This is a genomic window from Caulobacter sp. GW822-FHT07D08 (genome assembly GCF_058798735.1).
Genome location: NZ_JBXAKU010000001.1, coordinates 691,037 through 715,060 on the forward strand (window position 1 = coordinate 691,037; position 24,024 = coordinate 715,060).

General features: G+C 67.9%; 30 protein-coding genes and 1 other RNA gene. 13 read left to right on the forward strand and 18 right to left on the reverse strand.

The genetic code is table 11. The features are described from left to right. Window positions 1–56 precede the first annotated feature (56 nt). Complete coding sequence (locus tag AC1RJ9_RS03050; RefSeq protein WP_492834827.1) at window positions 57–638, forward strand: YceI family protein; 582 nt, start codon at window positions 57–59, stop codon at window positions 636–638. A gap of 7 nt (window positions 639–645) precedes the next feature. On the opposite strand, the gene AC1RJ9_RS03055 is transcribed toward AC1RJ9_RS03050, so the two are convergent. Then, window positions 646–1,461: a CAP domain-containing protein gene (locus AC1RJ9_RS03055; protein WP_492834825.1), complete on the reverse strand. Its 816-nt coding sequence runs from the start codon at window positions 1,459–1,461 to the stop codon at window positions 646–648. Between the two features lie 53 nt (window positions 1,462–1,514). On the opposite strand from AC1RJ9_RS03055, the gene AC1RJ9_RS03060 reads away from it, so the two are divergent. After that, the gene (locus AC1RJ9_RS03060; RefSeq protein ID WP_492834824.1) at window positions 1,515–2,075 is read left to right on the forward strand and encodes a nucleoside 2-deoxyribosyltransferase; all 561 of its coding nucleotides are present in this window, start codon (window positions 1,515–1,517) and stop codon (window positions 2,073–2,075) included. 6 nt (window positions 2,076–2,081) lie between these two features. Here AC1RJ9_RS03060 and AC1RJ9_RS03065 read toward each other — a convergent pair whose 3' ends face one another. Beyond that, window positions 2,082–2,741 carry a tRNA1(Val) (adenine(37)-N6)-methyltransferase gene (locus AC1RJ9_RS03065; RefSeq protein WP_492836054.1) on the reverse strand — a complete coding sequence of 220 codons (660 nt, stop codon included), beginning with the start codon at window positions 2,739–2,741 and terminating at the stop codon, window positions 2,082–2,084. Window positions 2,742–2,925: 184 nt separating this feature from the next. Between AC1RJ9_RS03065 and AC1RJ9_RS03070 the strand changes: the two genes are divergently transcribed. From AC1RJ9_RS03070 to AC1RJ9_RS03080, 3 genes are all read left to right on the forward strand, one after another. Then, window positions 2,926–3,951 (forward strand): polyprenyl synthetase family protein, encoded by a 1,026-nt coding sequence (locus tag AC1RJ9_RS03070; protein ID WP_492834823.1) that lies wholly within the window; start codon window positions 2,926–2,928, stop codon window positions 3,949–3,951. After that, window positions 3,951–4,547: a hypothetical protein gene (locus AC1RJ9_RS03075; RefSeq protein WP_492834822.1), complete on the forward strand. Its 597-nt coding sequence runs from the start codon at window positions 3,951–3,953 to the stop codon at window positions 4,545–4,547. The genes AC1RJ9_RS03070 and AC1RJ9_RS03075 overlap by 1 nt, the downstream gene beginning before the upstream one ends. A 96-nt stretch (window positions 4,548–4,643) precedes the next feature. After that, entirely contained in the window at window positions 4,644–5,030 is a 387-nt protein-coding gene (locus AC1RJ9_RS03080) for a YccF domain-containing protein (protein WP_492834821.1), read from the forward strand. Here the strand turns inward: AC1RJ9_RS03080 and AC1RJ9_RS03085 are convergent. The 3 genes from AC1RJ9_RS03085 to fumC form a co-directional block, all read right to left on the reverse strand. Further along, window positions 5,027–5,344, reverse strand: coding sequence for a CcdB family protein (locus tag AC1RJ9_RS03085; RefSeq protein ID WP_492881547.1), 318 nt, complete (start codon window positions 5,342–5,344; stop codon window positions 5,027–5,029). The two genes, AC1RJ9_RS03080 and AC1RJ9_RS03085, sit on opposite strands and share 4 nt — an antisense overlap. Further along, the gene (locus tag AC1RJ9_RS03090; protein ID WP_492834820.1) at window positions 5,338–5,580 is read right to left on the reverse strand and encodes a type II toxin-antitoxin system CcdA family antitoxin; all 243 of its coding nucleotides are present in this window, start codon (window positions 5,578–5,580) and stop codon (window positions 5,338–5,340) included. Before AC1RJ9_RS03090 ends, AC1RJ9_RS03085 begins: the two co-directional genes overlap by 7 nt. A gap of 83 nt (window positions 5,581–5,663) precedes the next feature. Then, window positions 5,664–7,055 carry a class II fumarate hydratase gene (fumC, locus tag AC1RJ9_RS03095; protein ID WP_492834819.1) on the reverse strand — a complete coding sequence of 464 codons (1,392 nt, stop codon included), beginning with the start codon at window positions 7,053–7,055 and terminating at the stop codon, window positions 5,664–5,666. An 86-nt stretch (window positions 7,056–7,141) separates the two neighbouring features. Here fumC and AC1RJ9_RS03100 point away from each other — a divergent pair, with 86 nt between their 5' ends. Both AC1RJ9_RS03100 and AC1RJ9_RS03105 read left to right on the forward strand, forming a co-directional pair. Next, window positions 7,142–7,681 carry a DUF1697 domain-containing protein gene (locus AC1RJ9_RS03100; protein ID WP_492834818.1) on the forward strand — a complete coding sequence of 180 codons (540 nt, stop codon included), beginning with the start codon at window positions 7,142–7,144 and terminating at the stop codon, window positions 7,679–7,681. A 147-nt stretch (window positions 7,682–7,828) separates the two neighbouring features. Continuing rightward, window positions 7,829–8,218 (forward strand): RusA family crossover junction endodeoxyribonuclease, encoded by a 390-nt coding sequence (locus AC1RJ9_RS03105; protein WP_492834817.1) that lies wholly within the window; start codon window positions 7,829–7,831, stop codon window positions 8,216–8,218. Here the strand turns inward: AC1RJ9_RS03105 and AC1RJ9_RS03110 are convergent. The 7 genes from AC1RJ9_RS03110 to AC1RJ9_RS03140 form a co-directional block, all read right to left on the reverse strand. After that, window positions 8,186–8,572: a hypothetical protein gene (locus AC1RJ9_RS03110; protein WP_492834815.1), complete on the reverse strand. Its 387-nt coding sequence runs from the start codon at window positions 8,570–8,572 to the stop codon at window positions 8,186–8,188. The two genes, AC1RJ9_RS03105 and AC1RJ9_RS03110, sit on opposite strands and share 33 nt — an antisense overlap. Window positions 8,573–8,657: 85 nt before the next feature. Beyond that, window positions 8,658–10,808 (reverse strand): serine hydrolase domain-containing protein, encoded by a 2,151-nt coding sequence (locus AC1RJ9_RS03115; protein ID WP_492834813.1) that lies wholly within the window; start codon window positions 10,806–10,808, stop codon window positions 8,658–8,660. A gap of 140 nt (window positions 10,809–10,948) precedes the next feature. Next, window positions 10,949–11,722 carry a C13 family peptidase gene (locus AC1RJ9_RS03120; RefSeq protein ID WP_492834811.1) on the reverse strand — a complete coding sequence of 258 codons (774 nt, stop codon included), beginning with the start codon at window positions 11,720–11,722 and terminating at the stop codon, window positions 10,949–10,951. Between the two features lie 10 nt (window positions 11,723–11,732). Next, the gene (locus tag AC1RJ9_RS03125) at window positions 11,733–12,206 is read right to left on the reverse strand and encodes a PaaI family thioesterase (RefSeq protein ID WP_492834809.1); all 474 of its coding nucleotides are present in this window, start codon (window positions 12,204–12,206) and stop codon (window positions 11,733–11,735) included. Window positions 12,207–12,219: 13 nt separating this feature from the next. Then, complete coding sequence (locus tag AC1RJ9_RS03130; protein ID WP_492834808.1) at window positions 12,220–12,705, reverse strand: SspB family protein; 486 nt, start codon at window positions 12,703–12,705, stop codon at window positions 12,220–12,222. A gap of 190 nt (window positions 12,706–12,895) precedes the next feature. Further along, window positions 12,896–13,260: a transfer-messenger RNA gene (gene ssrA, locus AC1RJ9_RS03135) on the reverse strand. Between the two features lie 10 nt (window positions 13,261–13,270). Beyond that, window positions 13,271–13,510, reverse strand: coding sequence for an Atu4866 domain-containing protein (locus tag AC1RJ9_RS03140; protein WP_492834806.1), 240 nt, complete (start codon window positions 13,508–13,510; stop codon window positions 13,271–13,273). Window positions 13,511–13,848: 338 nt separating this feature from the next. On the opposite strand from AC1RJ9_RS03140, the gene AC1RJ9_RS03145 reads away from it, so the two are divergent. Both AC1RJ9_RS03145 and AC1RJ9_RS03150 read left to right on the forward strand, forming a co-directional pair. After that, window positions 13,849–14,757: an AraC family transcriptional regulator gene (locus AC1RJ9_RS03145; protein ID WP_492834804.1), complete on the forward strand. Its 909-nt coding sequence runs from the start codon at window positions 13,849–13,851 to the stop codon at window positions 14,755–14,757. A gap of 93 nt (window positions 14,758–14,850) precedes the next feature. After that, window positions 14,851–15,510, forward strand: coding sequence for an aquaporin (locus AC1RJ9_RS03150; RefSeq protein WP_492834802.1), 660 nt, complete (start codon window positions 14,851–14,853; stop codon window positions 15,508–15,510). Here AC1RJ9_RS03150 and AC1RJ9_RS03155 read toward each other — a convergent pair. From AC1RJ9_RS03155 to AC1RJ9_RS03175, 5 genes are all read right to left on the reverse strand, one after another. Continuing rightward, entirely contained in the window at window positions 15,488–16,324 is an 837-nt protein-coding gene (locus AC1RJ9_RS03155) for a hypothetical protein (protein ID WP_492834800.1), read from the reverse strand. The two genes, AC1RJ9_RS03150 and AC1RJ9_RS03155, sit on opposite strands and share 23 nt — an antisense overlap. 3 nt (window positions 16,325–16,327) lie before the next feature. Next, the gene (gene ilvN / locus AC1RJ9_RS03160; protein WP_492834799.1) at window positions 16,328–16,885 is read right to left on the reverse strand and encodes an acetolactate synthase small subunit; all 558 of its coding nucleotides are present in this window, start codon (window positions 16,883–16,885) and stop codon (window positions 16,328–16,330) included. A 41-nt stretch (window positions 16,886–16,926) separates the two neighbouring features. Beyond that, window positions 16,927–18,732, reverse strand: coding sequence for an acetolactate synthase 3 large subunit (locus AC1RJ9_RS03165; protein WP_492834798.1), 1,806 nt, complete (start codon window positions 18,730–18,732; stop codon window positions 16,927–16,929). Between the two features lie 113 nt (window positions 18,733–18,845). After that, window positions 18,846–18,893, reverse strand: a complete 48-nt coding sequence (locus AC1RJ9_RS03170; RefSeq protein ID WP_175582080.1) for a hypothetical protein — start codon at window positions 18,891–18,893, stop codon at window positions 18,846–18,848. 244 nt (window positions 18,894–19,137) lie between these two features. Next, complete coding sequence (locus AC1RJ9_RS03175) at window positions 19,138–19,632, reverse strand: CinA family protein (RefSeq protein ID WP_492834796.1); 495 nt, start codon at window positions 19,630–19,632, stop codon at window positions 19,138–19,140. Window positions 19,633–19,761: 129 nt separating this feature from the next. Between AC1RJ9_RS03175 and AC1RJ9_RS03180 the strand changes: the two genes are divergently transcribed. Then, the gene (locus AC1RJ9_RS03180) at window positions 19,762–20,280 is read left to right on the forward strand and encodes a hypothetical protein (protein WP_492834794.1); all 519 of its coding nucleotides are present in this window, start codon (window positions 19,762–19,764) and stop codon (window positions 20,278–20,280) included. On the opposite strand, the gene miaA is transcribed toward AC1RJ9_RS03180, so the two are convergent. Next, the gene (gene miaA / locus AC1RJ9_RS03185; RefSeq protein ID WP_492834792.1) at window positions 20,267–21,160 is read right to left on the reverse strand and encodes a tRNA (adenosine(37)-N6)-dimethylallyltransferase MiaA; all 894 of its coding nucleotides are present in this window, start codon (window positions 21,158–21,160) and stop codon (window positions 20,267–20,269) included. The two genes, AC1RJ9_RS03180 and miaA, sit on opposite strands and share 14 nt — an antisense overlap. Between miaA and serB the strand changes: the two genes are divergently transcribed. The 3 genes from serB to AC1RJ9_RS03200 all read left to right on the forward strand — a co-directional run bounded on the left by serB (window position 21,141) and on the right by AC1RJ9_RS03200 (window position 23,893). Then, window positions 21,141–22,019, forward strand: coding sequence for a phosphoserine phosphatase SerB (gene serB / locus AC1RJ9_RS03190; RefSeq protein ID WP_492834790.1), 879 nt, complete (start codon window positions 21,141–21,143; stop codon window positions 22,017–22,019). The two genes, miaA and serB, sit on opposite strands and share 20 nt — an antisense overlap. Further along, complete coding sequence (locus AC1RJ9_RS03195) at window positions 22,016–22,696, forward strand: HAD family hydrolase (RefSeq protein ID WP_492834788.1); 681 nt, start codon at window positions 22,016–22,018, stop codon at window positions 22,694–22,696. The genes serB and AC1RJ9_RS03195 overlap by 4 nt, the downstream gene beginning before the upstream one ends. 96 nt (window positions 22,697–22,792) lie before the next feature. Next, entirely contained in the window at window positions 22,793–23,893 is a 1,101-nt protein-coding gene (locus tag AC1RJ9_RS03200; RefSeq protein WP_492834786.1) for an Mrp/NBP35 family ATP-binding protein, read from the forward strand. Window positions 23,894–24,024: the final 131 nt, after the last annotated feature.

The following is a 24,024-nucleotide window of genomic DNA, read 5'->3' on the forward strand; positions in this document are numbered from 1 at the left end:
GCTAGACGCGGGGAAAAGTCCGAGCCGGTCCCGCTGGGGGACAGAGGAACCGTTTCATGAAACGCCTGCTCGCCGCCATCGTCGCTGGCGCGGCCCTGACGGCCGCCGCCGCGCCCGCCTTCGCCGCCGAGGTCGCCTACGGCCTGGATTCGGCCCACACCGAGACCAGCTTCTCGATCGACCGCTTCGGCTTCACCTCGATCCTCGGCATCTTCGCCAAGTCGGAAGGCACGATCTGGCTTGACGAGGCCGCGCCCGAGAAGTCGCGCGTCGAGGCCACGGTGACTGTCGACAGCCTGCTGACCGCCAACCCGACCCGCGACGAGCACATCAAGGGCGAGCGCTGGCTAAACGCGGCCAAGAACCCGACCATGACCTTCAAGTCGACCAAGGTGGTCAAGACCGGCGCCGACACGGCCAAGGTCACCGGCGACATGACCATCATGGGCGTGACCCAGCCGGTCACGCTGGACGTCAAGCTCAACAAGATCGGCACGGGTCCGATGGGGCCGAAAAAGATGGCCGGCTTCACCATCACCGGCGCGATCAGCCGCAAGGCCTTCGGCAGCGCTGGCGCGGCCGGCGTGATCGGCGACAACGTCGCGATCCGCATCGAGACGCTGGCGGTGGCGCAGTAGAGGGGGGCTACCCCAACACGAACACCGGCCCCCAAGCCACCTCGTAGCGGTGCTCGCCGGTCGACAGGTGCGGGCGCAGTTGCCAGGCGCCGGGGGCCAACACGCTTTCCGGACGGCCCTCGACATAGGTGGCGGTCAGGATCTCGCCGCCCGGCTCGGATACCGAGAACTGCCGGATGGCCGGAGCCGCGTGCGACAGGGCCGCGGCGATCGCATCGGCCGAGGTCACCCGCAGCGGGGCGGGGGCGGCCAGGCGCGCGGCGACCTCGGCATAGGCTCCGACGGCGATGACGCGCCGGCCCTGGCGGTAGACGCCATAGCCGACATGGGTGAAGCCCGGGGCCAGCAGGTTGGCGCGGTGGCCGGGACTGGTGCGCCACTGCTCCATGATCTGGTCGGGCCGTACGATGGTGGCGACGTTGCGGCGCATGGCGATGTTCTCGCCCGGCGCGCCGACCAGGTCGCGGGCCAGCAGGCCGACGCGGCCGGCCGGGGAATAGCCCTCGCGCGTCATGTGGTCGAAGTCGCCGGTCACGGCCATGTCGGCGGCGTGGGCCCGGGCGGCCTGGGCCAGGCCCTTGTCCCAGGCCAGGGCGCGCGGGCCCTGGCGGCTCCGGAAGATGTTGTTGAGGTCGAGCAGAGTCTGCTCGAAGTCGGCGTCGAAATCGCCGCCCTCCGGCGGGTCGGCCAGCAACGCCCGCAGGCGGCCGTCATAGGCGATCCACGGCTGAGGCGAGGCGGCGAACCCGGATGTGGCGAACAGGGGCGCGGCGGCGAGGGCCAAGCCGCCGGTCAACAAGGTTCTGCGCGCGATCGACGCCATTGAATCTCCAACATACATTGACAGCGAGGGTCCGGGACCAGACCTAAGAGGGCATGCGCCCAGTCCGTTCCCTTTGGCTCGCCGGCCCTGAACAATGGCTCCCCGACAGCGAATCCCAGGCGGCGCGTCAGCGCGCCCTGTGCCTGGAGGCTGGCCTGGAAGCCATTGTTCCCGCCCGCCTGCCGCCCGGCGAGGGCGGCGACGAGATGGAGGCCCGACAGTTCTATGCCGCCCGCATGGCGCAATTGCGCCAGGCCGACGCGGCCGTCGTCAACCTGACGCCGTTCCGCGGCCCCTCGGCCGATACGGCGACGGTGTTCGAGGCGGGCGTTCTGGCGGGCCTGGGCCGGCCGATCTTCGCCTATCTGAACGTCGCGAGCGAGGTTCAGGCCGAGTATGTCGCCCGGGTCGACACCCTGCTGGGCGCGACCCTGGACGCCACGCGGATCTGGCGCGACGGCGACGGCTGCATGATCGAGGACAACGGCCTGCCCGAGACCGTCATGCTGTGGGGCGAGGCCCGGCGACTGTTCGTGATCGTCACCCAGGACCCGCTGCGGGATCTGACGGGGCTTGAGCTGTGCCTCGAGGCCCTGGCGCTCTACGCGGAGTAGGGCGCCTCACCAGTCCAGCGCCGCTTCCCCGCGCAGAATCGCCTCGGCCCGCGCCGTGTGCTTGCCGCCTTCGCGATCGTGCAGCACCAGCGGCGGCAGCAGCGCCAGCGGCGCCTTGCCCGTCTTGATCGCCCGCACGATCACCCGCTTGGCCGGGGCGTCGGCGAAGGGGGCGATCGGGCGAATCCTGAACGAGCCTGCCTTGGGGGCCAGCTGTTCGAGAAGGTCGGCCAGGCGGTCGGCGCGGTGGATGATCGTGATCGTCCCGCCCTCGCGCACGGCTTTCAGGCAAAAGCCCGTCCAGGCGGCCAGGCCCCCGTCGGCCATCCAGGCGCCGCTCTTGGCCGGGGCGGGGGCGCGCAAGGCGGTCGGGTCGTCGAAGAACGGGGGATTGGTCATCACCGCGTCGAAGACGGGCAGGGCCAGGGCGCGAAAACCGGCCTCGACGTCGCCCTCGACCACGCTGACGCGGTCGTCCAGGCCGTTCAGCGCGGCGTTGGCGGCGGCCAGGGCGGCGGCGGCGGAATCACGCTCAACGCCCTGGAAGAACGACTCGGGCCGGCGAGTCGCGGCGGCCAGCAGGGCGCCGCCGACCCCGCAGCCGGGCTCGATCACGCGCTGGCCGGGCAGGGCGTCGCAGGCGGCCGCCAGCAGGGCCGCGTCCATGCCGGCCCTGTATCCGTCGGGCTTCTGGCGCAGCCGTACGCGGCCCCCCAGAACCCGATCCTCCGTCACCTGCTGTTCGTCCAATGCTTTCTAGGCCTTGTGCTCGCCTTGACCGTGACCTATCCCGCCACCATTGTCCCTCGCAACGGTTCATCCCGGGGGGAGCCGCAAGGAGAGCATAGTCTTGGACGCAGCCGCAGCGACCCTCACCCGTAAGCCGGGTTCGGTGGATCGTCTCGTGCGCCTCGCCGAGGCCGACATGAAGGGCGTCAACGCCCTGATCACCGACCGCATGCAAAGCGACGTGCCGATCATCCCGGCCCTGGCCGAGCACCTGATCGCCGCCGGCGGCAAGCGCCTCCGTCCGCTGTTGACCGTCGCCGCCGCGCGGCTCGCCCGTGCAAGCGGAGAGGGGGCCGACAACGACCACTGCCTGAAGCTGGCCGCGGCCGTCGAGTTCATTCACACCGCCACCCTGCTGCACGACGACGTGGTCGACGGCAGCCAGCTGCGCCGCGGCAAGGTCGCCGCGCACCTGATCTGGGGCGCGGCGCAGAGCGTGCTGGTCGGCGACTTCCTGTTCGCCCGCGCCTTCGAGCTGATGGTCGAGACCAACTCGATGAAGGCGCTGGAAATCCTGGCCCGCGCCAGCCGGGTCATCGCCGAGGGCGAAGTGCTGCAGCTGATGCGCAGCCACGACCTGAACCTGTCGCAGGCCGTCTATCTCGAGATCATCCAGGCCAAGACCGCCGAGCTGTTCGCCGCCGCCTCCGAGGCCGGCGCGGTCTCGGCCGGCGTCGACGCCGCCAGGACCGACGCGCTGAAGGCCTATGGCCTGAATCTCGGCCTGGCCTTCCAGCTGGTCGACGACGCGCTCGACTATGGCGGCACGACCGAGACCCTGGGCAAGAACGCCGGCGACGACTTCCGCGAAGGCAAGGCGACCCTGCCGCTGCTGCTGGCCATCGCCCGCTCGGGCCCCCGCGAGGCTGAGTTCTGGGAGCGCGCCATCGGCCGTCGCGAGCAGACCGAGGCCGACTTCCGCCGCGCCCGCGAGCTGATCGTCGGTTCGGGGGCCCTGGACGCCACGCTCGACCTGGCCGCCGACTATGCCGACAAGGCCAAGGCGGCGCTGGCGATCTTCCCCGCCAACGACTGGCGCGAGGCGCTGGAAGACCTGGCCGATTTCGCGGTCAGTCGCAGGGCCTGATGTTCAAGCGGAAGTCATCCTCCTACGGCGGACTTCCTCCGGTGCGGCCCGGCCAGACCCTGCCGCGTCTCCAGACCATCGTCGCGACGTCGCCGGAAAATCCCGGCGGCGATCCGAACATCCGGCCGCACGAGGCCGGAGAGGTCGCCGGCAAGGTGATCGGCGGCGGCTTGGGTCTGCTGATCGCCGCCGTGCTGATCATCCTCATGCTGGGCCCGATCCTGTGGGCGCCCGTCTGGGCCGGCCTGCGGGTCGCGCGGCTCGCGCCCGACCCCCTGTGGGCGTGGCTGGGGGGGCTGGCCGTCGGCGTGCTGGCCGCGCTCGCCCAGGCCTGGCTGCTGATCCAGCGCAGCCCGATCGTGCGCTATCCGGTCGTGGCGCTGTTCGCCCTGATCTGGGTCGGGGGGCTGTGGCTCGAATTCACCTCGCCGCGCCACGACTGGATCACCACCGCACCAGCCCTGCATATGCCGGGGGTCTGGGGCTGGGTGCTGATCGGCGTCGGGACCGTGGTTTACGCCGGCATCTACCTCCTGACGCTCAGCCGCTTCGGCAAGGGGCGGTGGGCGCGCAAATGGCAGCTGATCAAGTCCTAGCCCTGAGGTGAATTCGCCGTAACGCCCTTCACAGAAAGGGCGGGCGGGGCCACGTCTAGGGCCGGGGCGCTTTGCCCTTGCTGGGGACTTTTGGACGTGATCCGTTTCATCCTGAATGTGCTGTGGTTCTTCTGCGGCGGTCTGGTCACTGGCCTCGGCTGGCTGCTGGCCGGCGTGCTCCTGGCGATCACCATCGTGGGCCTGCCCTATGCGGGCGCGGCCTTCCGCATTGCCGGCTTCGCCTTCTGGCCGTTCGGCAAGGAGATCGTCCACCGTGAGGTCGGCCTGGCCTCGGGCCCGCTGGGCGTGGTGCTGAACGTGATCTGGTTCATCCTGGCCGGCTGGTGGCTGGCCCTGGGCCACGTGGTGGTCGCCGTCGCCGAGGCGATCACGATCATCGGCATCCCGTTCGCCATCAAGGACCTGCAACTGGCCTACATCGCCCTGGCGCCCATCGGCCGGGACGTGGTGCGGGTCGACTAGAAGCCGGTGAACAGGCGGTCGAGCGCGCGGCGGATGGCGTCCTCGTGCTCGACCAGGCTGCCGACCTTCTTGTGCAGCAAGGACGAACTCAAGGCGACGAGCTCCGGGATCGAAACGATCAGATCCTGGCCGTCGCTCTCGACCTCCACCGTCAGGCGCGTGAGGACTGGGAAGACTTCACGGCGATAGAGCGGGGCGACCACAGCTGTAGGTAACTCGCCTGCATGGTGCGATTGTAGAACGACGACGAAAGGCGCTTCGTCACGACTCCGAAGCGAGGGGTTGGCAAAGACGTCGAACTGACGGATCACCACGTCCGAAGGTCGTCCCCGAATGCGCCGCGACGCTGGATCCGCTCGTTATAGGCTTTGAGCGCCTCGGCGTTCTCTTCAGCCCATCGCCGCGCGCGTTCCTCGGCGCCAGCCGGATCAACCCTTTGAAGATGCAACCGCAGCTGCGTCTCGCTCATGCCTGAGACGGAAATGCCCAGCCGCTTGGCCTGGGCCAGCAGTTCGGGGTCGATGCCGAGGTCGAGTTCGGGCGCGTCCATGGGCGGAGCATAACGCGGTTTGGCCGGCGGGAACATCGGACGCACAGGCCGTCAATTCCCGCCAGCTCGCCGCCGCTGGAGCCTCAGCCCGGCGAGACCATCTTTTCCGGGCGGACGTACTGGTCGAACTCTTCGTTCGTCAGATAGCCGCCGCCGACGGCTTCCTCGCGCAACGTGGTGCCGTTCTTGTGGGCCGTCTTGGCGATCTTGGCGCAGATGTCGTAGCCGAGGCGGCCGTTCAGGGCCGTGACCAGCATCAGGCTGTTCTCGACGCCCTTCTTGATGTTGTCGACGCGCGGCTCGATGCCGACCACGCAGTTGTCGGTGAAGCTGATCGCCGCATCGGCCAGCAGGCGGACCGACTGCAGGAAGTTGTAGGCCATCACCGGATTGTAGACATTCAGTTCGAAGTGGCCCTGGCTGCCGGCGAAGGTGAGGGCGGCGTTGTTGCCGAACACCTGGACGCAGACCTGGGTCAGGGCTTCGCACTGGGTCGGGTTGACCTTGCCCGGCATGATCGACGAGCCCGGCTCGTTTTCCGGCAGCGACAGCTCGCCAAGGCCGGCGCGCGGGCCCGAGCCCAGGAAGCGGATGTCGTTGGCGATCTTGAACAGGCTGGCGGCGACCGTGTTGATGGCGCCGTGGCTGAAGACCATGGCGTCGTGGGCGGCCAGGGCCTCGAACTTGTTCGGAGCGGTGGTGAACTCAAGGCCGGTGATCGCGGCGATGGCCTCGGCCACGCCTTCGGCGAAGCCAATCGGGGCGTTCAGGCCAGTGCCGACGGCGGTGCCACCTTGGGCCAGCTGCATCAGCTTGGGCAGGGTGCTCTCGATGCGCTCGATGCCGTTGGCGACCTGCTGGGTGTAGCCGCCGAATTCCTGGCCGAGCGTGAGCGGCGTGGCGTCCTGGGTGTGGGTGCGGCCGATCTTGATGATGTCGGCCCAGGCCTTGGTCTTGGCTTCCAGGGCGGCGTGCAGATGCTTCAGGGCCGGCAGCAGGTCGTGGACGATCTGTTCCGCGCAGGCCACGTGCATGGCCGTCGGATAGGTGTCGTTCGACGACTGGCTCATATTGACGTGGTCATTGGGGTGGACGGGCTTCTTGCTGCCCATCTCGCCGCCCAGCATCTCGATCGCGCGGTTCGAGATCACCTCGTTGGCGTTCATGTTCGACTGGGTGCCCGAACCCGTCTGCCAGACGACCAGCGGGAAGTGGTCGTTCAGCTTGCCGTCGATCACCTCGTTGGCGGCCGCGATGATCGTCTCGGCGATCTTGGCGTCCAGCTTGCCCAGCTTCAGATTGGTCTCGGCGGCGGCGCGCTTGACGATGCCCAGGGCGCGGACGACCGGCAGGGGTTGCTTCTCCCAGCCGATCTTGAAGTTGCCCAGGCTGCGCTGAGCTTGCGCGCCCCAATAGCGGTCTGCGGCGACTTCGATCGGGCCAAAGGTGTCGGTCTCGATGCGCGTGGCGGTCATGCGGCGATCTCCGGAAAAACGGTCGAGCGCGGTCTAGACCTTGAGCGGCGAGAGGGCAATGTTCGCAAGCGCGAAGGAGACCCCGCATGATCCCCTATTTGGCGCTGCCCCGTTCGATCAACACGGGTAAGCGCAAGGTGCTGAAGGAAGACCTGCTGGGCATCGCCAAGGACGTCGGCTTCACGGAGGCCAAGACCTATCTGGCCAGCGGCAATCTCCTGCTTTGGGGGAAGCATGAGGGCGGAGCTGCGCTGGAACAGGTGCTTGAAGACGCCCTTGAGGCCCGCATCGGCCTGCGCACCGACTTCATGGTTCGCTCCCCGGCGGACCTGCGGGCGATCATCGACGGCAATCCGTTCAAGGCCGAGGCCGAGGACCACCCCAGCCACTTGATCGTCAATTTCCTGAAGGCGCCGCTGCCGAAGGGCGACGAAGAGATCCTGAGAGCGGCGAACACTGGACCGGAGCGGTTCGCGGTCGCGGCGCGGGAGCTCTATATCGACTTCCCGATCAGCATCGCCGACTCGATGCTGGATCGGGATTGGAAGAAGACGAAGCGCAATCCGGTCGGCACGACGCGGAACTGGAACACCGTGCTAAAGCTGGCCGAAATGATGGGCGCCTAGGCGCTCGGCCCCTAGAGCCCTTTAGCTTTAGATGGAATCATCTAAAGCGTTCAAAAGGCTCTAAATGTTTGATTCTAGAGCCTGTTTATCCCGTCTAGATGGTTCCATCTAAACGGGACAGGCTCCTAGGCTCGAGGTTCTGAAAGCTTGTTCGAAGACGACTGGACCCACCACGGCAAGGTCCGCGCCCGCGAGGCCGGAGGCGAGCTGACCATCGTGGTCGACGGCCTGACCACCCAGGGCAAGTATTACAAGCCGCTGATCTATGAGTTCTTCCGCAAGTCCTGGCGCGGCTCGCGCCCTGCCTGGGGCGAGTTCAGCGTCGAGATCGGCATGGAGTATATGGGCGAGCCGCCCTGGATGGATCTGGACAACCTGGCCAAGGCCCTGTTGGACGCCATCAAGGGCTACGCCTTCCACGACGACGCCCAGGTCGCCCGACTGCTGGTCGAGCGGCGTCCGGGCGAGCGCGAGCGGATCATCATCCAGGTGCGCAAGCTGAACTCAAGCCTTATGCGGCGAACGCTCGAAGACTGAGGCGGCCACGGCCACGTACAGCACCATCAGGAAGGCGCCATAGCGGCCGACGCTGACGGGATCACCCGACGGCATGATCTCGGCATAGCGCGAGACCACCAAGCTCCCGGCGACGAGGCCGGGCGTCGAGAACAGGATCATCGCGAACAGACGGCGGCGGCGCGGCGTGCGCGTCAGCCGCGCCACCGCCTGGAAGGCGAAGGTCACGGCGGCGGCGGCCGCGAATGCGTTGATCACGTAGAACCAGAAGGCGCTTTCCAGAAGTCCCCCGCCGAAAGCGGCATAGAACAGCGTCGCCGCCGACCAGGCCGCCAGTCCCGTTCCCCCAAACGCCAGACCGTCCAGTTTTGACACGTCGCGTCTCCCTCGCTCGTCTCCCGGAACGGCGATCTGCAAGCCGGGCGCCGGGAAACGAAGCGAGGGATGGAGCGTGATAAGGCTAGCTCTTGGGCAGCAGGTAACCCCACAGGCCCAGGAGAACGCTGAGCAGGACGAAGAGCAGGGCGGTGAAGGTGAAGGCCAGCTTGCGACCGCCGCTCCAGCTGTCGACCCGGCGGCCGCCGCGCCAGACCATCGGCAGGGCGCCCAAGGTCAGGACGCTCAGGGCGGCGGCGACCAGGGCGCAGGCCGAGCCGCTGAGCAGCCAGCCAGAGGGCCAGCCGAAGAAGACGGCGGTCTGATCCGAGGCCTTGGCCGCGAACACGCCCATGCAGCCGGCCGAGATCAGCCACAGCACCGCCTGCATGGTCTGCATCTGGGCGGCGCGCGCCTGGACCGGCGTCTGGCGAGCCTCGCGGCGGTTGCGGAACAGGACGCCCAGAATGGTGGCCACGCTGGCGAAGCCCGCGATGATCGCCGTCCAGCGCAACAGGCCCGCCGAGCGGAAGAAGCCGATCCGCTCATAGGTCGAGAGGCCCCGAGCGGCGTAGAAGCGCGACGGCCGGTCGCCGTTGGCGTCGAAGACCAGCATCAGCGGGCCGTCGATGGCCTTGAATACGCCGGGGCGTCCTGTGCCGTTATAGAGGCTGCTGACGCCGCCCTCGGTCACGGTCAAGCGGCCTTCGGCGGTGGCGCGGACATTGGCGCGGCCGATGATGCGGTTGGTGAAGCCCTCCAGCCCGCCATAGGCGCGGCGGGTGGTCAGATAGTCGCCCTCATAGGCCCTGGCCTGCTCGTAGCTGATGGCGCTGTCGGTCGGCACGGCCGGGGCGGGAGCGTAGAAGTGCTCGACGATGGTCGCGGGCAGGGTGGCGGGCAGGTTCGCGCCGCTCTCGGTATTGACCGAGACGAAGATGCCCAAGCCAAGGTCCGGCACGATCACCATGTTGGAATAGAAGTAGAGCGTCGCGCCCTGGTGGCCGTAACCGCGGCGGCTGCCGGGCATCGGGCTGTCCTGGAAGCCGGCGTTCCAGCCGGCCGCTTCCGGCGCGGGGCGGTACATCGGCGTGCGGAAGGCCAGGGCGGTCTTCGGTGAGAATATGGTCTTGCCGTCGATCACCCCGCCGTTCAGCAGCAGGGTCATGTAGCGCGCCATGTCGCCGGCCGTGCTCGAAGCCGAAGCGGCCGGGGCCACCTGGCCCATGAACTCGCGCGGCTGGGTCTTCCAGCCCATCGGCGTCCACGAGAAGCCGTCCGACAGGTCGGCGGCCAGGGTCTCGTTCATCGGCGCGGGCAGGCCGTCGCGCCACGGGCGGGCTTCGCGGAAGGTCGTGTGGTTCATGCCGGCCGGCAGAATGATCTCCTCGCTGACCAACTGCTCGTAGGGCTTGCCCGTGACGTTGGCGACAGCGGCGCCGGCCAGGGCGGCGCCATAGTTCGAATAGCTGGGCAGCAGGCCGGGTTCGCGCACCCGGCGCGGACGCTCCTGGCGCAGATAGTCCGCCAGGGAACGGATGCGGTTCGGGTCGCGCTCGAACAACTGGCCCATCGACCGATCCTCGAAACCGCCGGTGTGGGTCATCAGGTCACGCAGGCGCACCTGGGTCTTCTTGCCCTGATCCTTCAGCTGCAGCGGTTCGGGAAGATAGAGGTTCACGGGGCCGTCGAGGCGCATGTGGCCTGACTCGATCTGGTTCATCAGGGTGATCCAGGTGAACGTCTTGGAGATCGAGGCGACGCGGAACAGGGTCTTGTCCGGATCGACCGGCTTGCGCTGGCCCAGGTTCGAGAAGCCGTAGCCCTTCTTCAGCACAACCTGGCCGTTCTGGACCACCGACAGGGTGACGCCGGCGATATGGTCGCGGCTCATGGCGCGGCGGACGACGCCGTCGACGAAGGCTTCCAGCTCCGGCGCCGACATTGGCGTATGGGCGGCGGGCGCCGGGATGGCGGGCGCGGCTGGAGTCGGCGTCGCCGAGGCGGCGGTTGGAGTCGCGACAGCGCGGGGCGGCGGCGTCGCCTTCACGGCGGGACGGGGCCGCACCCGGCGCGGACGCAGGCTGTTATAGGGGCGAGGGGTGGACTCCAGCGTTGGTTCGCTCAAGACAGGGGGCGGCGAAGCGTCTTGCGCCCGCGCCTCCGATCCCGTGATGGACCATAGTGCGATGAAGGCCGCCGCAAGGGCGGCTGCGGGCGATACGCTCGACGTCAACGATGTCCCCTGGGTAAAGCGGAAGACTCTACATCTAACAGGCAGAGCATGATGGCCGCCGAAACCGGCAGCCACTTTCGGCTATCATGCTCTAGGGTTTGTGTAACGTGCTGGGCGCGGGGGTCAAACCCGATCACCGGTCAGGGTGAAGCCGGCCTGCTCCGGTTGAACGCATAGAGCGGCAGCATCGGCCGCAGGGCCGGGCCGATCCAGACCTGCGGCTCAGAGGCGGGCTCGGCCCCGGCCTCCTTCTCGCGGCGCGCCACGCAGGCCTGGACGCCAGCCCCCAGGGACGCGAAGTCGCGGGCGCTGGGCGCGGCCGACAGGAAGCAGTCGTCGAAATAGGGATATTTGTCGTCCTCGCCGCAGCCGAACGAGGCGCGATCGGGCCGGGCGGCGGTCAGGATCAGGCGGTTGGTCTTCTGCAATGGCGGAACGAAGACGCCCGAAAAACAGGCGGATATCACCACCACGCTGGGCCGGTTGGGACAGGCGTCGTTCAGCAGGGCGGCCAGCAGTTGGGGGCGCAGCATCTGCCGGCCCAGAATCACGCCTTCCGGACTGCCGTGCGTGCTGATGTAGAACAGACAGCCCGCCGTGGCCGTCGAAGCCCGGGTCTTGAGGGCGTCGTAGATGGTCCGAGCTTCCGACTTGCCGGGCGCCTCGGCCGGATAGCGCTCGGGACGTACCGAGAACTGCTGGAGCGCGGCCTTGTCGAAGCCCAGTTCGACCAACGCCTTGGAGACATCGCGGCGGGCGTTGTCGAACGCCTCGGTCGGGCCGCCGGAGTGGGCGTGGAAGTCGCCGGCCACCACGACCGCGCTCCAGTTGGCGAACGGTCCGGCGGCGAATGCGGATGAGAGCGGCGCGAGCAGGAAAGCCAGAAGTCCGATGACCGCCGCCGTCCCCCGCATGGCTCCGCCCCTATTTCTTCTTGAAGTTGGCGAAGGGCGTTGGAATGGCCGTGCCCGTGGACTTGGCCAGCAGGCGGCCCTCCGCGTCGTAGAGCTCGCCCTCCATGAAGCAGACCGTCCGACCCCATTTGACCACGCGGCCGACGCCGCGCAGCGACCCAGGCCTGGCCGGGCGCAGGAAGCTGGTCTTCATCTCCAGGGTGGGCACCACGTGGGTCATGCCCGAAGTGATCATGCCGGCGACCGACATGCACTCGTCCAGCATGGCGCAGACGAAACCACCCTGGATCTGCCCCATTGGATTGCACAGGAGCTCGGCGCGCGCCGTGAAACCGACCTCGACCTCGCGATCGGCCTGACGCACGGCCAGCAGTTCGAAGCCCAGGGTCTGGGATCCGGTGGGCGCGTTCTTGGACGCGCGGAAGCGCGCGAGGATCGCCTCGTCGCTCAGGGTCTGCGGAGCGTCCGAGGCCACATCGTTCATTTCTTACGGGCGCTCATTTCTTCCGGAACTGGTCCAGGGAGACGATCTTGGGACCTTCTTCGCCGGTCGGGGCGGGGGTCTTGTCTTCGGCCTCGGGTTCGGGCTCCGGCTCGTCCTCGATGACTTCGGGGGCGGTGAACTGCAGGGCGAACTGCACCGAGGGGTCATAGAATCGCGTGAGGGCCGCATAGGGGACCGACAGGCGCTTGGGCTGGCCGCCGAACTTCAGGGTCACCGAGAAGAAGGTCTCGCCCGGGGCGAGGTCCCAGTACTGGTGCTGCAGGACGATGGTCATCTCGTCCGGGTACTTGCCCAGCAGGTCCTGCGGTCCCGAGACGCCGGCCGCCTTGGTCTTGAAGGTGATGTACAGATGATGCGGCTCGGGCAGGCCACCGGGCGCGGCCGCCTTCTTCAAGGCCGCCTTGACCACGCCGCGCAAGGCGTCCTGGGCCATGGCCTCGTACTGCATGAGGTCTTCGGGCGGTTGGGTCTGGGACATGCCTGGGGTCGGTACTTCGAACTGAAAACGAAGTTCGGAACGTAGCGCGTCAAAGCCTTTGCGCAAAGCGGGTGGCGACGGATTCCCGGGGATCGCAATCGATGGCAGGAAGGAAAGTGGAGGGATTCTGTTGGCAGGCTCCCCCATTCCCTCTCGAAGAAGAGGAGGGAGCCTCGGCGATGTCGTGGAAAGTGGAGGGATTCTGTTGGCAGGCTCCCTCCGGGCCCCGCCTAGGGATCTGAACCCCTAGGACTTAAGAGGCGAATTCACCTGCACCGCATTACGCGGCGACGGCGAACTCTTCAGCGAAGTTATCGTTCGCATTTAGAAAAATGACCCGAAACGGTGGATCAAGCCGAGAGAAAGCATACACCTTTACACGTCTGTCGATGCTGATCGGCCCCATGCAGTCCCATGATAACTTGGGAGAGATTGGTGGAGCCGCCGGGAATCGCACCCGGGTCCAGTCCGCTTATTACGTGCGCGTTTATCCCCATAGTCCGGCCGAAACCGGACATTTCCAATATAGGGGGTTCGACCCGCCAAGGGAAGGGCGGGCCCAGGCTTAGGCTGTTCCCAGGCTCAGGCGACCATCGATCAGCGTGCCGCTGATGACCGCGCCGCGATCCTCGAACAGCTTCAGCCGCTCGCCGACCAGGACGTAGACGCCGGTGAAGACGTCGGGGAAGTCGGCGCGGGTCTCGATGAAACGGCCGTCGGCGCGCAGCTCCAGCGAGACGTGGCCGTCGGGCGACGACCAGACGCCGGCGACGGGGATGTGGGGAACGATGGCGGACATCATCATCGGGCGATGCTCCATGAAGAAGAGGGGGCCGGAGCGGCCGAAACGGTGGGAAGGGCGGCGGTCATGGCGGTCAGCGCGGCTGTCCCGCCCAGCAGGGCGGCGACGAACCAGCGCGGAGCCGCCACGCCGCGTCGGGGCGTGTAGCGTCTCAAGGCGCACCTGAATTTTGGGGGTTGCCGCGTTGGGGAGCGGAACGAGGCCAATATGGCGCATAGGTCCGTCCAGCCGGTAGATCGATGCTCCGGCATGATTGCACGAAAATCCAGAACCGAACGGCGTCCCGTGACGGAGGATCGTGCAAGGCTTATTGATAGCCTCGTTAGAACAAGAGAAATTCCATGAGCACGCGCGAGGCGCTGGCCGCCCTGATTGAACGATTCGCGCCGGACGAAGGTCCTGTCGAGACCTGCTGCCCCAGGGTCAATCTCTACCGCGTCCACGCACCGACCGAGCCCATGCACGCCGTGCACGATCCGTCGTTCTGCGTGCTGGCCCAGGGCCGCAAGCGGGTGCTGGTCGGCGACGCCATCCATGAATACGACGACGTGAACTTCTTCCTGTCGTCGATCGACGTGCCGGTCGCCGGCCAGGTGATCGAGGCCTCGCCCGAGAAGCCCTACCTGGCTTTTCGCGTCGTGCTCGACGCCAATCTGATCAGCGAAATGATCATGGAGTGCGGCCTGGCCGCGCGGCTGGACGCCGCCGCGCCCCTGGTCGGCGGCATGTCGGCCGGGGCGATGACGCCGCAGCTGTTCGACGCCGCCTGCCGAATGGTCGGCCTGATGGATTGCCCCGAGGACGCGCCGATCCTGGCGCCGCTGATCGAGCGCGAGATGCTCTATCGCCTGCTGACCGGGCCGCAGGGGCCGCGGCTGGCCCAGATTGCTCGCCGCGACGGCCGCCTGCGCCAGGTCAACCGCGCCATCGGCTGGATCAAGCGCAACTTCGACCAGCCTTTCAGCATCGACGCCGTGGCCGACGAGGCGCGGATGAGCGCCTCGGCCCTGCATCAGCACTTCAAGGCGGTGACCTCGCTGTCGCCGCTGCAGTACCAGAAGCAGATCCGTCTGCAGGAGGCGCGACGGCTGATCCTGATCCAGCGCCTGGACGCGGCCACGGCCGGCCACGCGGTCGGCTATGACAGCCCCTCGCAGTTCAGCCGCGAGTACGCCCGCCTGTTCGGCGCGCCGCCGCTCAGGGACGTGGCGCGCCTGCGGGAACAGCCGGAACCGGTGGCGGGCGCCTAGAGGCAGTATAGATATTCTTAGACTTGCCGGTAGAATGCATATTCGTTCACATCGTACAGTGAATTTTATGAAATTCGATCGGGAGGTTCCAAAATGTCAAAAATTGTTGCCGAATTCATTGGCACATTTGCTTTGGTTCTATTCGGCTGCGGAGCCGCGGTCCTGGGCGGAGATCACGTTGGCCAACTGGGCATCGCCCTGGCCTTCGGTTTCGCCATCATCGCCCTGGCGTATGGCATCGGCCCGGTCTCAGGATGTCACGTCAATCCGGCGGTCAGTCTCGCGGCATTCGTCGCCGGTCGAATGAACGCCAAGGAGATGGTCCTCTACTGGATCGCCCAGTTCGTGGGGGCCTTGGCCGGCGCGGCGGTGCTGGCCAGCATCGCGGGAAGCGCGGCCAATCTGGGCCAGAACGGTTGGGGGCCAGGCTATCTCGGCGCCTATCCGCTGCACGCGGCCTTTGTCTTCGAGGTCGTGATGACGGCGCTTTTCGTCATCGTCATTCTGGGCGCGACCGGCGCCGACGCCGCGCCCGGTTTCGCCGGCCTGGGGATCGGCATCGCCCTGGCGGTGATCCACATCGTCGGCATCCAGGTCACCGGCGTCTCGGTCAATCCGGCCCGCAGTTTCGGTCCGGCGGTCTTGGCTGGCGGGCAGGCGCTGGCCCAGCTTTGGCTGTTCTTTGTCGCCCCGGCGATCGGCGCGATCCTCGGCGCGCTGCTCTACCGCTTCAAGATCCTGAAGGTCGGCTGACGCCAGCTGGCGGCTCGTCGTCCGGCGGAAGCGGGACGGCGGGCGGCTGGGACCTGTCGGATGCGTCCGGCTTCAATCGGCCTCCCGACGCCAGCAGGTCGTCATAGGCCCTTTGCTGGCGCGAGAAGTCGGCGCCTCGGGGCAGGACGGCGTCGAAGCGCGGGTCGCGTCCAACGGCCGCGCCGATCGCCGCCGACAGGATCCCGGCGATCGAGCCGACCTCCGCGTCGTCGCAGGCGCGGCGCAGATGGCGGGCCTGACTGGGGATGACCAGGGTCACGTCCCACGACACGCCGTCGACGCAGAGCGCCGACACCGCGCCGCCGCCATAGTCGACGATGACCGAGCGCGGCTGGCTCCAGGCCGGATCGGCGGGCAGGGCCTTCAAGGGCGCGATCAGGGGGGCGGTCAGTTCGGCGTCGATGTCGACGCGGCGGCCGATCTCGGGCGTGCAGCAGCCCAGGCCGGCGCGAGCCTGGACGAAGGCGCGACCGTCGCGGCGCAGGGTGACGCGGGTCACGGTCTGGCGCACGCCGCGGGCGGGGCGGGCCCACACCTCCAGGATCAACTCGCCCCTGCGCAGGATCTGGTTCTGCAGCGGCTGCAGGCCCCAGAGGCGGTAGAGCAGGGGCTCGACGCCATTGTCGATGGGAATGGGCGGTTCGGACTTGCCGAGCCGGCGGGTGTAGAGCGGCTCCTGCTCGGCGGTCGGGCGTGGAACCTCCGATGACCACCAGGTCGATGGATCAGAGGGGGGCGGGGCCTGCTGGATGGCGAGGGCCAGGCCCGCGATCAGTCCGGTCAGGCCAGTCATCCGCTACATCCCTTCGACGCCCCGCTCGATGGAAAGGACGCCGGTGCGGGAAAGTTCCACCAGCCCCAGGGGGCGCATCAGGTCCAGGAACTTGTCGATCTTGGACGGCGCGCCCGAGATCTCGAACACGAAGCTTTCCAGCGTGGTGTCGACCGGCTTGGCGCGGAAGATCTCGGCGATGCGGAGGGCCTCGACGCGGTCGGGCCCTTGGCCGCGCACCTTGACCAGCGCCAGCTCGCGCTCGACGCCGTTCGGGTCGCGGGTGACGTCATGCACGCGGCGGACGTTCACGACCTTGTTCAGCTGGGCCTCGATCTGGTCCAGGACATGGCGCGTGCCGCGGGTCACCACGGTGATGCGGCTGGTGTGAGCCTTGCGGTCGGTCTCGGCGACCGTGAGGCTCTCGATGTTGTAGCCGCGCGCGGCGAACAGGCCGACGACGCGATGCAGGACGCCGGGCTCGTTGTCGACGAGCAGGGCGAAGGTCGCGGTCTGCTCGACCTGCTCGTTGGGGCTAAGGTCGTAGGCCGAGGCGGGGGCGGGTTGGACGTTGGCGGTCATGGATCGCTTCTATGCCAAATGAATAGGGAAGGGCGAGGGGCTTAGACCAACCCCGCGCCATCCTCGCCGATCACGTTGCCAATGTCTTCGATGTCGCCCATGATCATCTCGTTGTGGGCCTTGCCCGAGGGGATCATCGGCAGGCAGTTCTCGTCCTTCTCGACCAGGCATTCGAAGATCACTGGCCGGTCGCAGGCGATCATCTCCTGGATCTTGGCGTCCAGGTCGCCGGGATTGTCGCAACGGATGCCGACCGCGCCATAGGCCTCGGCCAGTTTCACGAAGTCGGGCAGGCTGTCGGAATAGGAGTGGCTGTAGCGCTCGCCGTGCAGCAGTTGCTGCCATTGGCGCACCATGCCCATCCGCTCGTTGTTCAGGATGAAGATCTTGACCGGCAGGTCGAACTGGATGGCCGTCGACAGTTCCTGGATGCACATCTGGATCGAGGCTTCGCCGGCGATGTCGATGACTAGCGAACCCGGATGGGCCAACTGGACGCCGATGGCGGCGGGCAGGCCGTAGCCCATGGTGCCCAGGCCCCCGGAGGTCATCCAGCGATTGGGCTCCTCGAAGCGGAAGAACTGGGCGGCCCACATCTGATGCTGGCCGACCTCGGTGGTGATATAGACGTCCTTGTCCTTGGTCAGCGCATACAGCCGCTCGATGGCGTACTGCGGCTTGATCGCCGTCTCGGAGCCTCGGTAGTTCAGGCACTGGCGCGCCCGCCAGACGTCGATCTGGGCCCACCAATCGCTCAAGGCGGCCTTGTTGGCCTTATGGCCGCCGGCCTTCCAGGCGACGATCAGGTCTTCCAGGACGCTGCCGGCGTCGCCGACGATCGGCAGGTCGACGCGGACGTTCTTGTTGATCGACGAGGCGTCGATATCGATGTGGATCTTCTTGCTGCCCGGCGAGAAGGCGTCCAGCCGGCCGGTGACGCGGTCGTCGAAGCGGGCGCCGACGCAGATCATCACGTCGCAGTCGTGCATGGCGTTATTGGCCTCGAACGTGCCGTGCATGCCCAGCATGCCCAGCCAGGCCGGATCGGCCGCCGGGAAGGCGCCCAGGCCCATCAGGGTCGAGGTGACCGGCGCGCCGGTCAGGGCCGCGAACTCGCGCAGGGCCTGGCTGGCCTTGGGACCGGCGTTGATGACGCCGCCGCCGGTGTAGAAGATCGGGCGGCGCGCCTGGGCGATCATCCGGGCGGCGTCGGCGATGCGATTGGCGTCGCCCTTGATCTTCGGCGCATAGGCGTGGGTCGAGGCGATCTCGGTCGGGCCGTAATATTCGCCCTTGGCGAACTGCACGTCCTTGGGAATGTCGATCAGCACCGGGCCCGGGCGGCCGGTGGTGGCGATCTTGAAGGCCTCGTGGATGATCTTGGGCAGGTCGCGGACGTCTTTGACCAGGTAGTTGTGCTTGGTGCACGAGCGCGTCATGCCGACCGTGTCGGCTTCCTGGAAGGCGTCGGTGCCGATCAGGTGGGTGGGCACCTGGCCGGTGATGACGACCATCGGGATCGAGTCCATCAGGGCGTCCATGATGCCGGTGATGGCGTTGGTCGCGCCGGGGCCCGAGGTGACCAGGACGACGCCCGGCTTGCCCGAGCTGCGCGCGTAGCCCTCGGCGGCGTGGGTCGCGCCTTGCTCATGGCGGACCAGGATGTGCTGCAGGCGCGGCTCGTGGAACAGCGCGTCATAGATCGGCAGGACCGCGCCGCCCGGATAGCCGAAGAGAACCTCGACGCCCTGGTCCACGAGGCCGCGAACCACGATCTCGGCGCCGGTCATGGCGCGGTCGTTGGTCTGGGCGGGAGCGGCGCTCTCGATGGTTTGATGGGCGGTCATGGGACAGGTCCGAGTGGGGAATGGGCGGGAAACTGAACTGGAAGGAAGCGGAAAAGAAAAAAGGTCCCGAAGGACCTTTGCGCGCGCGACCGAGCTACGACGTGACTTCAAGGTCACCCCGCGAACGGCCGCTCCATAAGTACGGTCATGGTTTTGCGCACGAGTCTTGCTCCAAAGCTACGGAATGGGTCATGACATGCGCCCGTTGGAGCGTCAAGGCGCTCTTTGCCGCAAGGTTGTGCCTTTAGGGGTGGCGCGACCTTGCCGGACCTTCGCTTGAGAGGGGCAGGTTTTCCCTCGCACGGTCCCGGTTCTGGAACGAGGGGGCGCGTCGGCGTTCGGACGGCGTGAATTTGTAGCCGGCGCGGCGACGCGCGTGGTCGACGCTTTCCCGCGGATACGGTTCTAGGCTTCCAGCGCGTCCAGGGTCTGGGCCAGGAAGCCGAGCGCGCCGGTCGCGAAGGCGTGCATGTTGGCGGCGCGCTGGTCGCTGCCGGTCTCGAGCGTCGTGCTGACCGAGACCTCCTCGCCGACCACGGCCATGCAGCAGTGGCCGGGCGCGTCGCCATAACGGTTGCCGTCAGGGCCGGCCGCGCCGGTTTCCGACAGGGCCCAGGTCGCCTTCAGGTTTTTGCGGGCCACGCGGGCCAGCATCACCGCATAGGGCTCGCTGGCCGAGCGCAGGCCGTCCATGGCCTTCTGCGGGATGTCCATCAGGGTCAGGCGCGCGCGGGCCGTGTAGACGACCGCGCCGCCGACATAGAACTTCGACGCCCCCGGCACGGCCAGCAGCGCCGCCGAGATCAGGCCGCCGGCCGAGGACTCGGCGATGGCGATCGTCTCGCCCCGGGCGATCAGGCTGGCGGCGACGCGTTCGGCGAGGGCGTGGAGGTCGGACATCCGGTTTCCTTCGTGCTGACGCCCCTCCATAGGGGCAACCGGCGAGCCTGCAAACACGCGCGAACAACGGCTCTCGCCAAGATTGAGCGAACATGCTCTGCATGGCCAAGCTCAACCTGGAGGCCGTTCGTGTTCCTGCAAGCCGCCACCCCGCCCGCCGCGACCGCGCCGGCCGATCCCCAGCCGCCTCAGCTGCAACGGCTGGCGCCCGTGTCCCAGAAGGCGCGGCAGCTCTTGCTGGCCAAGGCGGGGCGGACCGAAGCGGTGGTGGTGCATCAACAGATCTTCCTGCGCACCGTGGCCAAGCCCGGCGCGGTTCCGGCGACCCCGGAGGGCGTGACTGTGTCGGCCATTCCCTGCGCCTGGACGGTCGAGGCCTATCTGCAGCGGGACATCTGCTTCTATTCGATCAGCGGCCTGCTGGGTTGCACCGAGGCCATGACCAAGCCGCTGATGGCCAGTGAGCGCGGGCAGGCCGATCTGCCCGCCGGCGCGGCCTGCGAAGTATCCGCCAAGCCGGTCGAGGCGGCCGAAGGCCGCGCGATCGCCGCCCTTGATCGCACTAAGGACCAGTTGTTCGACGAGGACTACAGGCTGGCGGTCAAGCCGCAACTCGTGGGAACGGGCGCCACCGTCAAGGAACGCTGATCCGCTCCCAGTCCGGCGTCTGGTTGCGGAACCAGGTCAGCTGGCGCTTGGCGTAGCGGCGGGTTTCCTGGCGGGCGGCGTCGAGGGCCTGTTCCAGCGTGGTCTCGCCCCGCAGGTGGGCGGCGAATTCGCGATAGCCGACGGCCTTGAGGGCGGGGAGGGAGGGATCCAGACCGCGCGCCTCCATGGTCCGCACCTCATCCAGGGCGCCTTGCTCGACCATCACCGACAGGCGCGCATCGCAGCGGGCGTAGAGCTCGGCGCGCGGCGGATCGAGGACTCGGCCTTCCCATGTACCCGGCTTGAGCGCCGGCTTGGTGTCGGTCTGCCAGGAGGTCAGCGACTTGCCGGTGGCCACGGCCACGGCGTGGGCGCGGACCAGGCGCTGGCGGTCGCCGATCTCGATGCGGGCCTCGGCCTCCGGGTCTAGAGGTTTCAGGATCTCGCGAAACGCTTCCTCGCCTCGAGCGGCGTAGAGCAGGCCCGAGATCTCGCGCTGGGTTTCGGACACCGGCGGCACGTCGGCCAGGCCATGGGTCAGGGCGCGGAAATAGAGGCCTGTGCCGCCGACCACGATGACCGGACTGCCGCGCGCCTCGATCTCGGCGATGACCTTGGTCGCCGCCTCCAGCCATCGACCGACCGACCAGCCGACGGCGGCGTCGGCCACTTCGAACAGGTGATGCGGCGCCTTGGCCTGCTCTTCGGGAGATGGGCCGGCGGTCAGGACGCGCAGGCCGGCATAGATCTGCATGGAGTCGGCGTTGACGATCTCCGCGCCCGTCCACTCGGCCAATTGCAGCGCGTGGGCGGACTTGCCGCTTGCGGTCGGGCCCGCGATCAGCCAGATGCGGGGCGCGATGTCCGAACTCTCCACCATTCCGACCGTCCTCACCGTCGTGGGGGCCGACCCCGACGCATACGCACAAGCCGTGTCGCGCGTCGAAGCCAGGCTGTCCAGCCGTCGCGAGGACTTGGGGCCGCTGGCCGCCGACTTCTTCGTCGAAAGCGGCGACTTACCGTCGCTCAAGGCCGACCTGGCGGACCTGCCGGTCGACCTCGCGGTCCAGTCTGTCGCCAATCGCAGGAAGCGCCTGCTGATCGCCGACATGGACTCGACGATCATCAACGTCGAGTGCCTGGACGAGCTGGCCGACTTCGCCGGCGTCAAGGAACAGGTCTCCGAGATCACCGAGCGCGCCATGCGCGGCGAGCTGGCCTTCGAAGGCGCCCTGCGCGAGCGGGTCGGCATGCTGAAGGGCCTGGGCGTCGAGGCGCTGCAGAGCTGCTACGAGCAGCGGGTCCGGCTGAACCCGGGCGCGGAGATCCTGGTCCGCACCATGGCCAAGCACGGCGCGCGCTGCGCCCTGGTCTCGGGCGGCTTCACCTTCTTTACCAGCCGGGTGGCGAAGGCCGCGGGCTTCCACCTGAACCGCGCCAACACCTTGATCGAGCTGGACGGCGCGCTGACCGGCCACGTCGGCGACCCGATCCTGGGCAAGGAAGCCAAGCTGGCCGCTCTCAACGAGGAAACGGCGGCGTTGGGCCTGACCCCGGCCGACGCCCTGGCCGTGGGCGACGGCGCCAACGACCTGGCGATGATCGAGGCCGCGGGCCTGGGCGTGGCCTATCGCGCCAAGCCGATCGTGGCGGCCCAGGCGGACGCCAAGGTCGACCATACCGACCTGACCACCTTGCTCTACTTCCAGGGCTACAGGACCGAGGAGTTCCATCAGTGAGCTTTCCCCGTCGCGTGGAGGCCGTCGTCTTCGACATGGACGGCCTGCTGCTGGACACCGAGATCGTCTACCGCGCCGCCATGATCGAGGCCGGATCCGTCTTTGATGTCCACTTCACCGGCGAGACCTACGCGGCGATGGTGGGCAAGACGACGCCCGAGTGCGGCCTCATGCTGCGCGACCTCTATGGCGATGAATTTCCGGTCCAGGCCTATTTTGAGCGGGTCTGGGCCGATGTCGAGGACCTGCTGGCGGCCGAAACCAGGCTGAAGGCCGGGGTGATCGAAATCCTCGACTATCTGGACGACCGGGGCCTGCCGCGCGGCATCGCCACCTCGAACGGCATGATCGCGGTCGAAAAATATCTGGGGCGCTTCGACCTGCTGCGCCGCTTCAACGCGGTGGTCGCCCACCAGGACGTCACCCGGCACAAGCCGAACCCGGATCCTTATCTGCTGGCCGCCGAGCGCCTCGGCGTCGATCCGGCCCACTGCCTGGCGCTGGAGGACAGCCACCCGGGCGTCCGCGCCGCCCACGCGGCCGGCATGATGACGATCATGGTTCCCGATATCCTCGATCCGAACGAGGAGATGCACGACAAGTGCGTGCACATCGCCGACAGCCTGCACCACGTGCTGGACCTGCTGAAGGCGTCGGTCGAGGAGATGGCCGCCTAGCGCTCGGGCGCGACGTCACGCGTTACGCGGCGCTACGCACTTGTAAAGGCGGGCGGTCGCGCGGATATCAGGTCCTCGCAACCGGAGGCCCCGCCCGTGACCGCTACCCTCGACGACGCTCGCGTGGCGCTGGACCGCATCGCCGACCCGGCGAGCGGGCAGGGGCTGGTCGCCGCCGGCCTGGTGCAGGGCCTGGTGGTCCGCAACGGCCGCGCCGGCTTCATGCTGGAGGTCCCGGCCAGCCAGGCCGCCGCCTACGCCCCGGTCCGCGAGGCCGCCGAGAAGGCCCTGGCCGCCCTGCCGGGCGTGGAGCAGGCCCAGGTCGTCCTGACCGCCCAGGCCGCCGAGGGCGCGACCCGGGTGCGCAAGGGCGCCAAGATCAGCGAAGACCCGCAGGCTCGCGTGGTCCCGCCGCCGGAGGCCGAGAAGCCCGCCCACGTCCGCCACGTGATCGCCGTGGCCTCGGGCAAGGGCGGGGTGGGCAAGTCCACCGTCTCGACCAATCTCGCCGTCGCCTTCGCCAGGATGGGCCTGCGCGTGGGGCTGCTGGACGCCGACATCTACGGCCCTTCCGCCCCCAAGATGATGGGCGTCGATGGGGATCCGCTGTTCGAGAACGAGAAGCTGCAGCCGCTGGAAGCCCACGGCGTCAAGCTGATGTCGATCGGCTTCATCGTCGACGAGGGCAAGGCGATGATCTGGCGCGGGCCGATGGCCTCTTCGGCCGTCCGCCAGATGATCCACGACGTGGCCTGGGGCTCGGAAGCCCAGCCGCTGGACGTGCTGGTCGTCGACCTGCCGCCGGGCACCGGCGACGTCCAGCTGACCCTGGTCCAGAAGCTGCGGATCGACGGCGTGGTGCTGGTCACGACGCCGCAGGAAATCGCCCTGATCGACGCCCGCCGCGCGGCCTCGATGTTCCAGAAGACCGCCACCCCGATCCTGGGCCTGATCGAGAACATGGCGTTCTTCCCCGATCCCTCGACCGGTGCGCCGATCCCGATCTTCGGCGAGGGCGGCGGCGTGGCCGAGGCCGAGCGCCTGGGCGTGCCCCTGCTGGGCCGTGTGCCGATCGAGATCGCCGTCCGCCTGGGCGGAGACGAGGGCGTTCCGGCGGTGATCTCCGAGCCCAAGGGCCAGGCGGCCGAGGTGTTCGTCGCGGCGGCGGAAACGCTGTGGGGAATGGTCAGCAACTAGTTCGTTGTCATCCCGGGTGAAGACCCCGGACCGCAATAGGCTCGGCGCTTTCGGCGCTTTCGGCGGTCCCGGCTCGGCGCGCTTTGCGCTTGGCCGGGATGACAGTTTTCAATGCATGAAAAAGCCCGCCC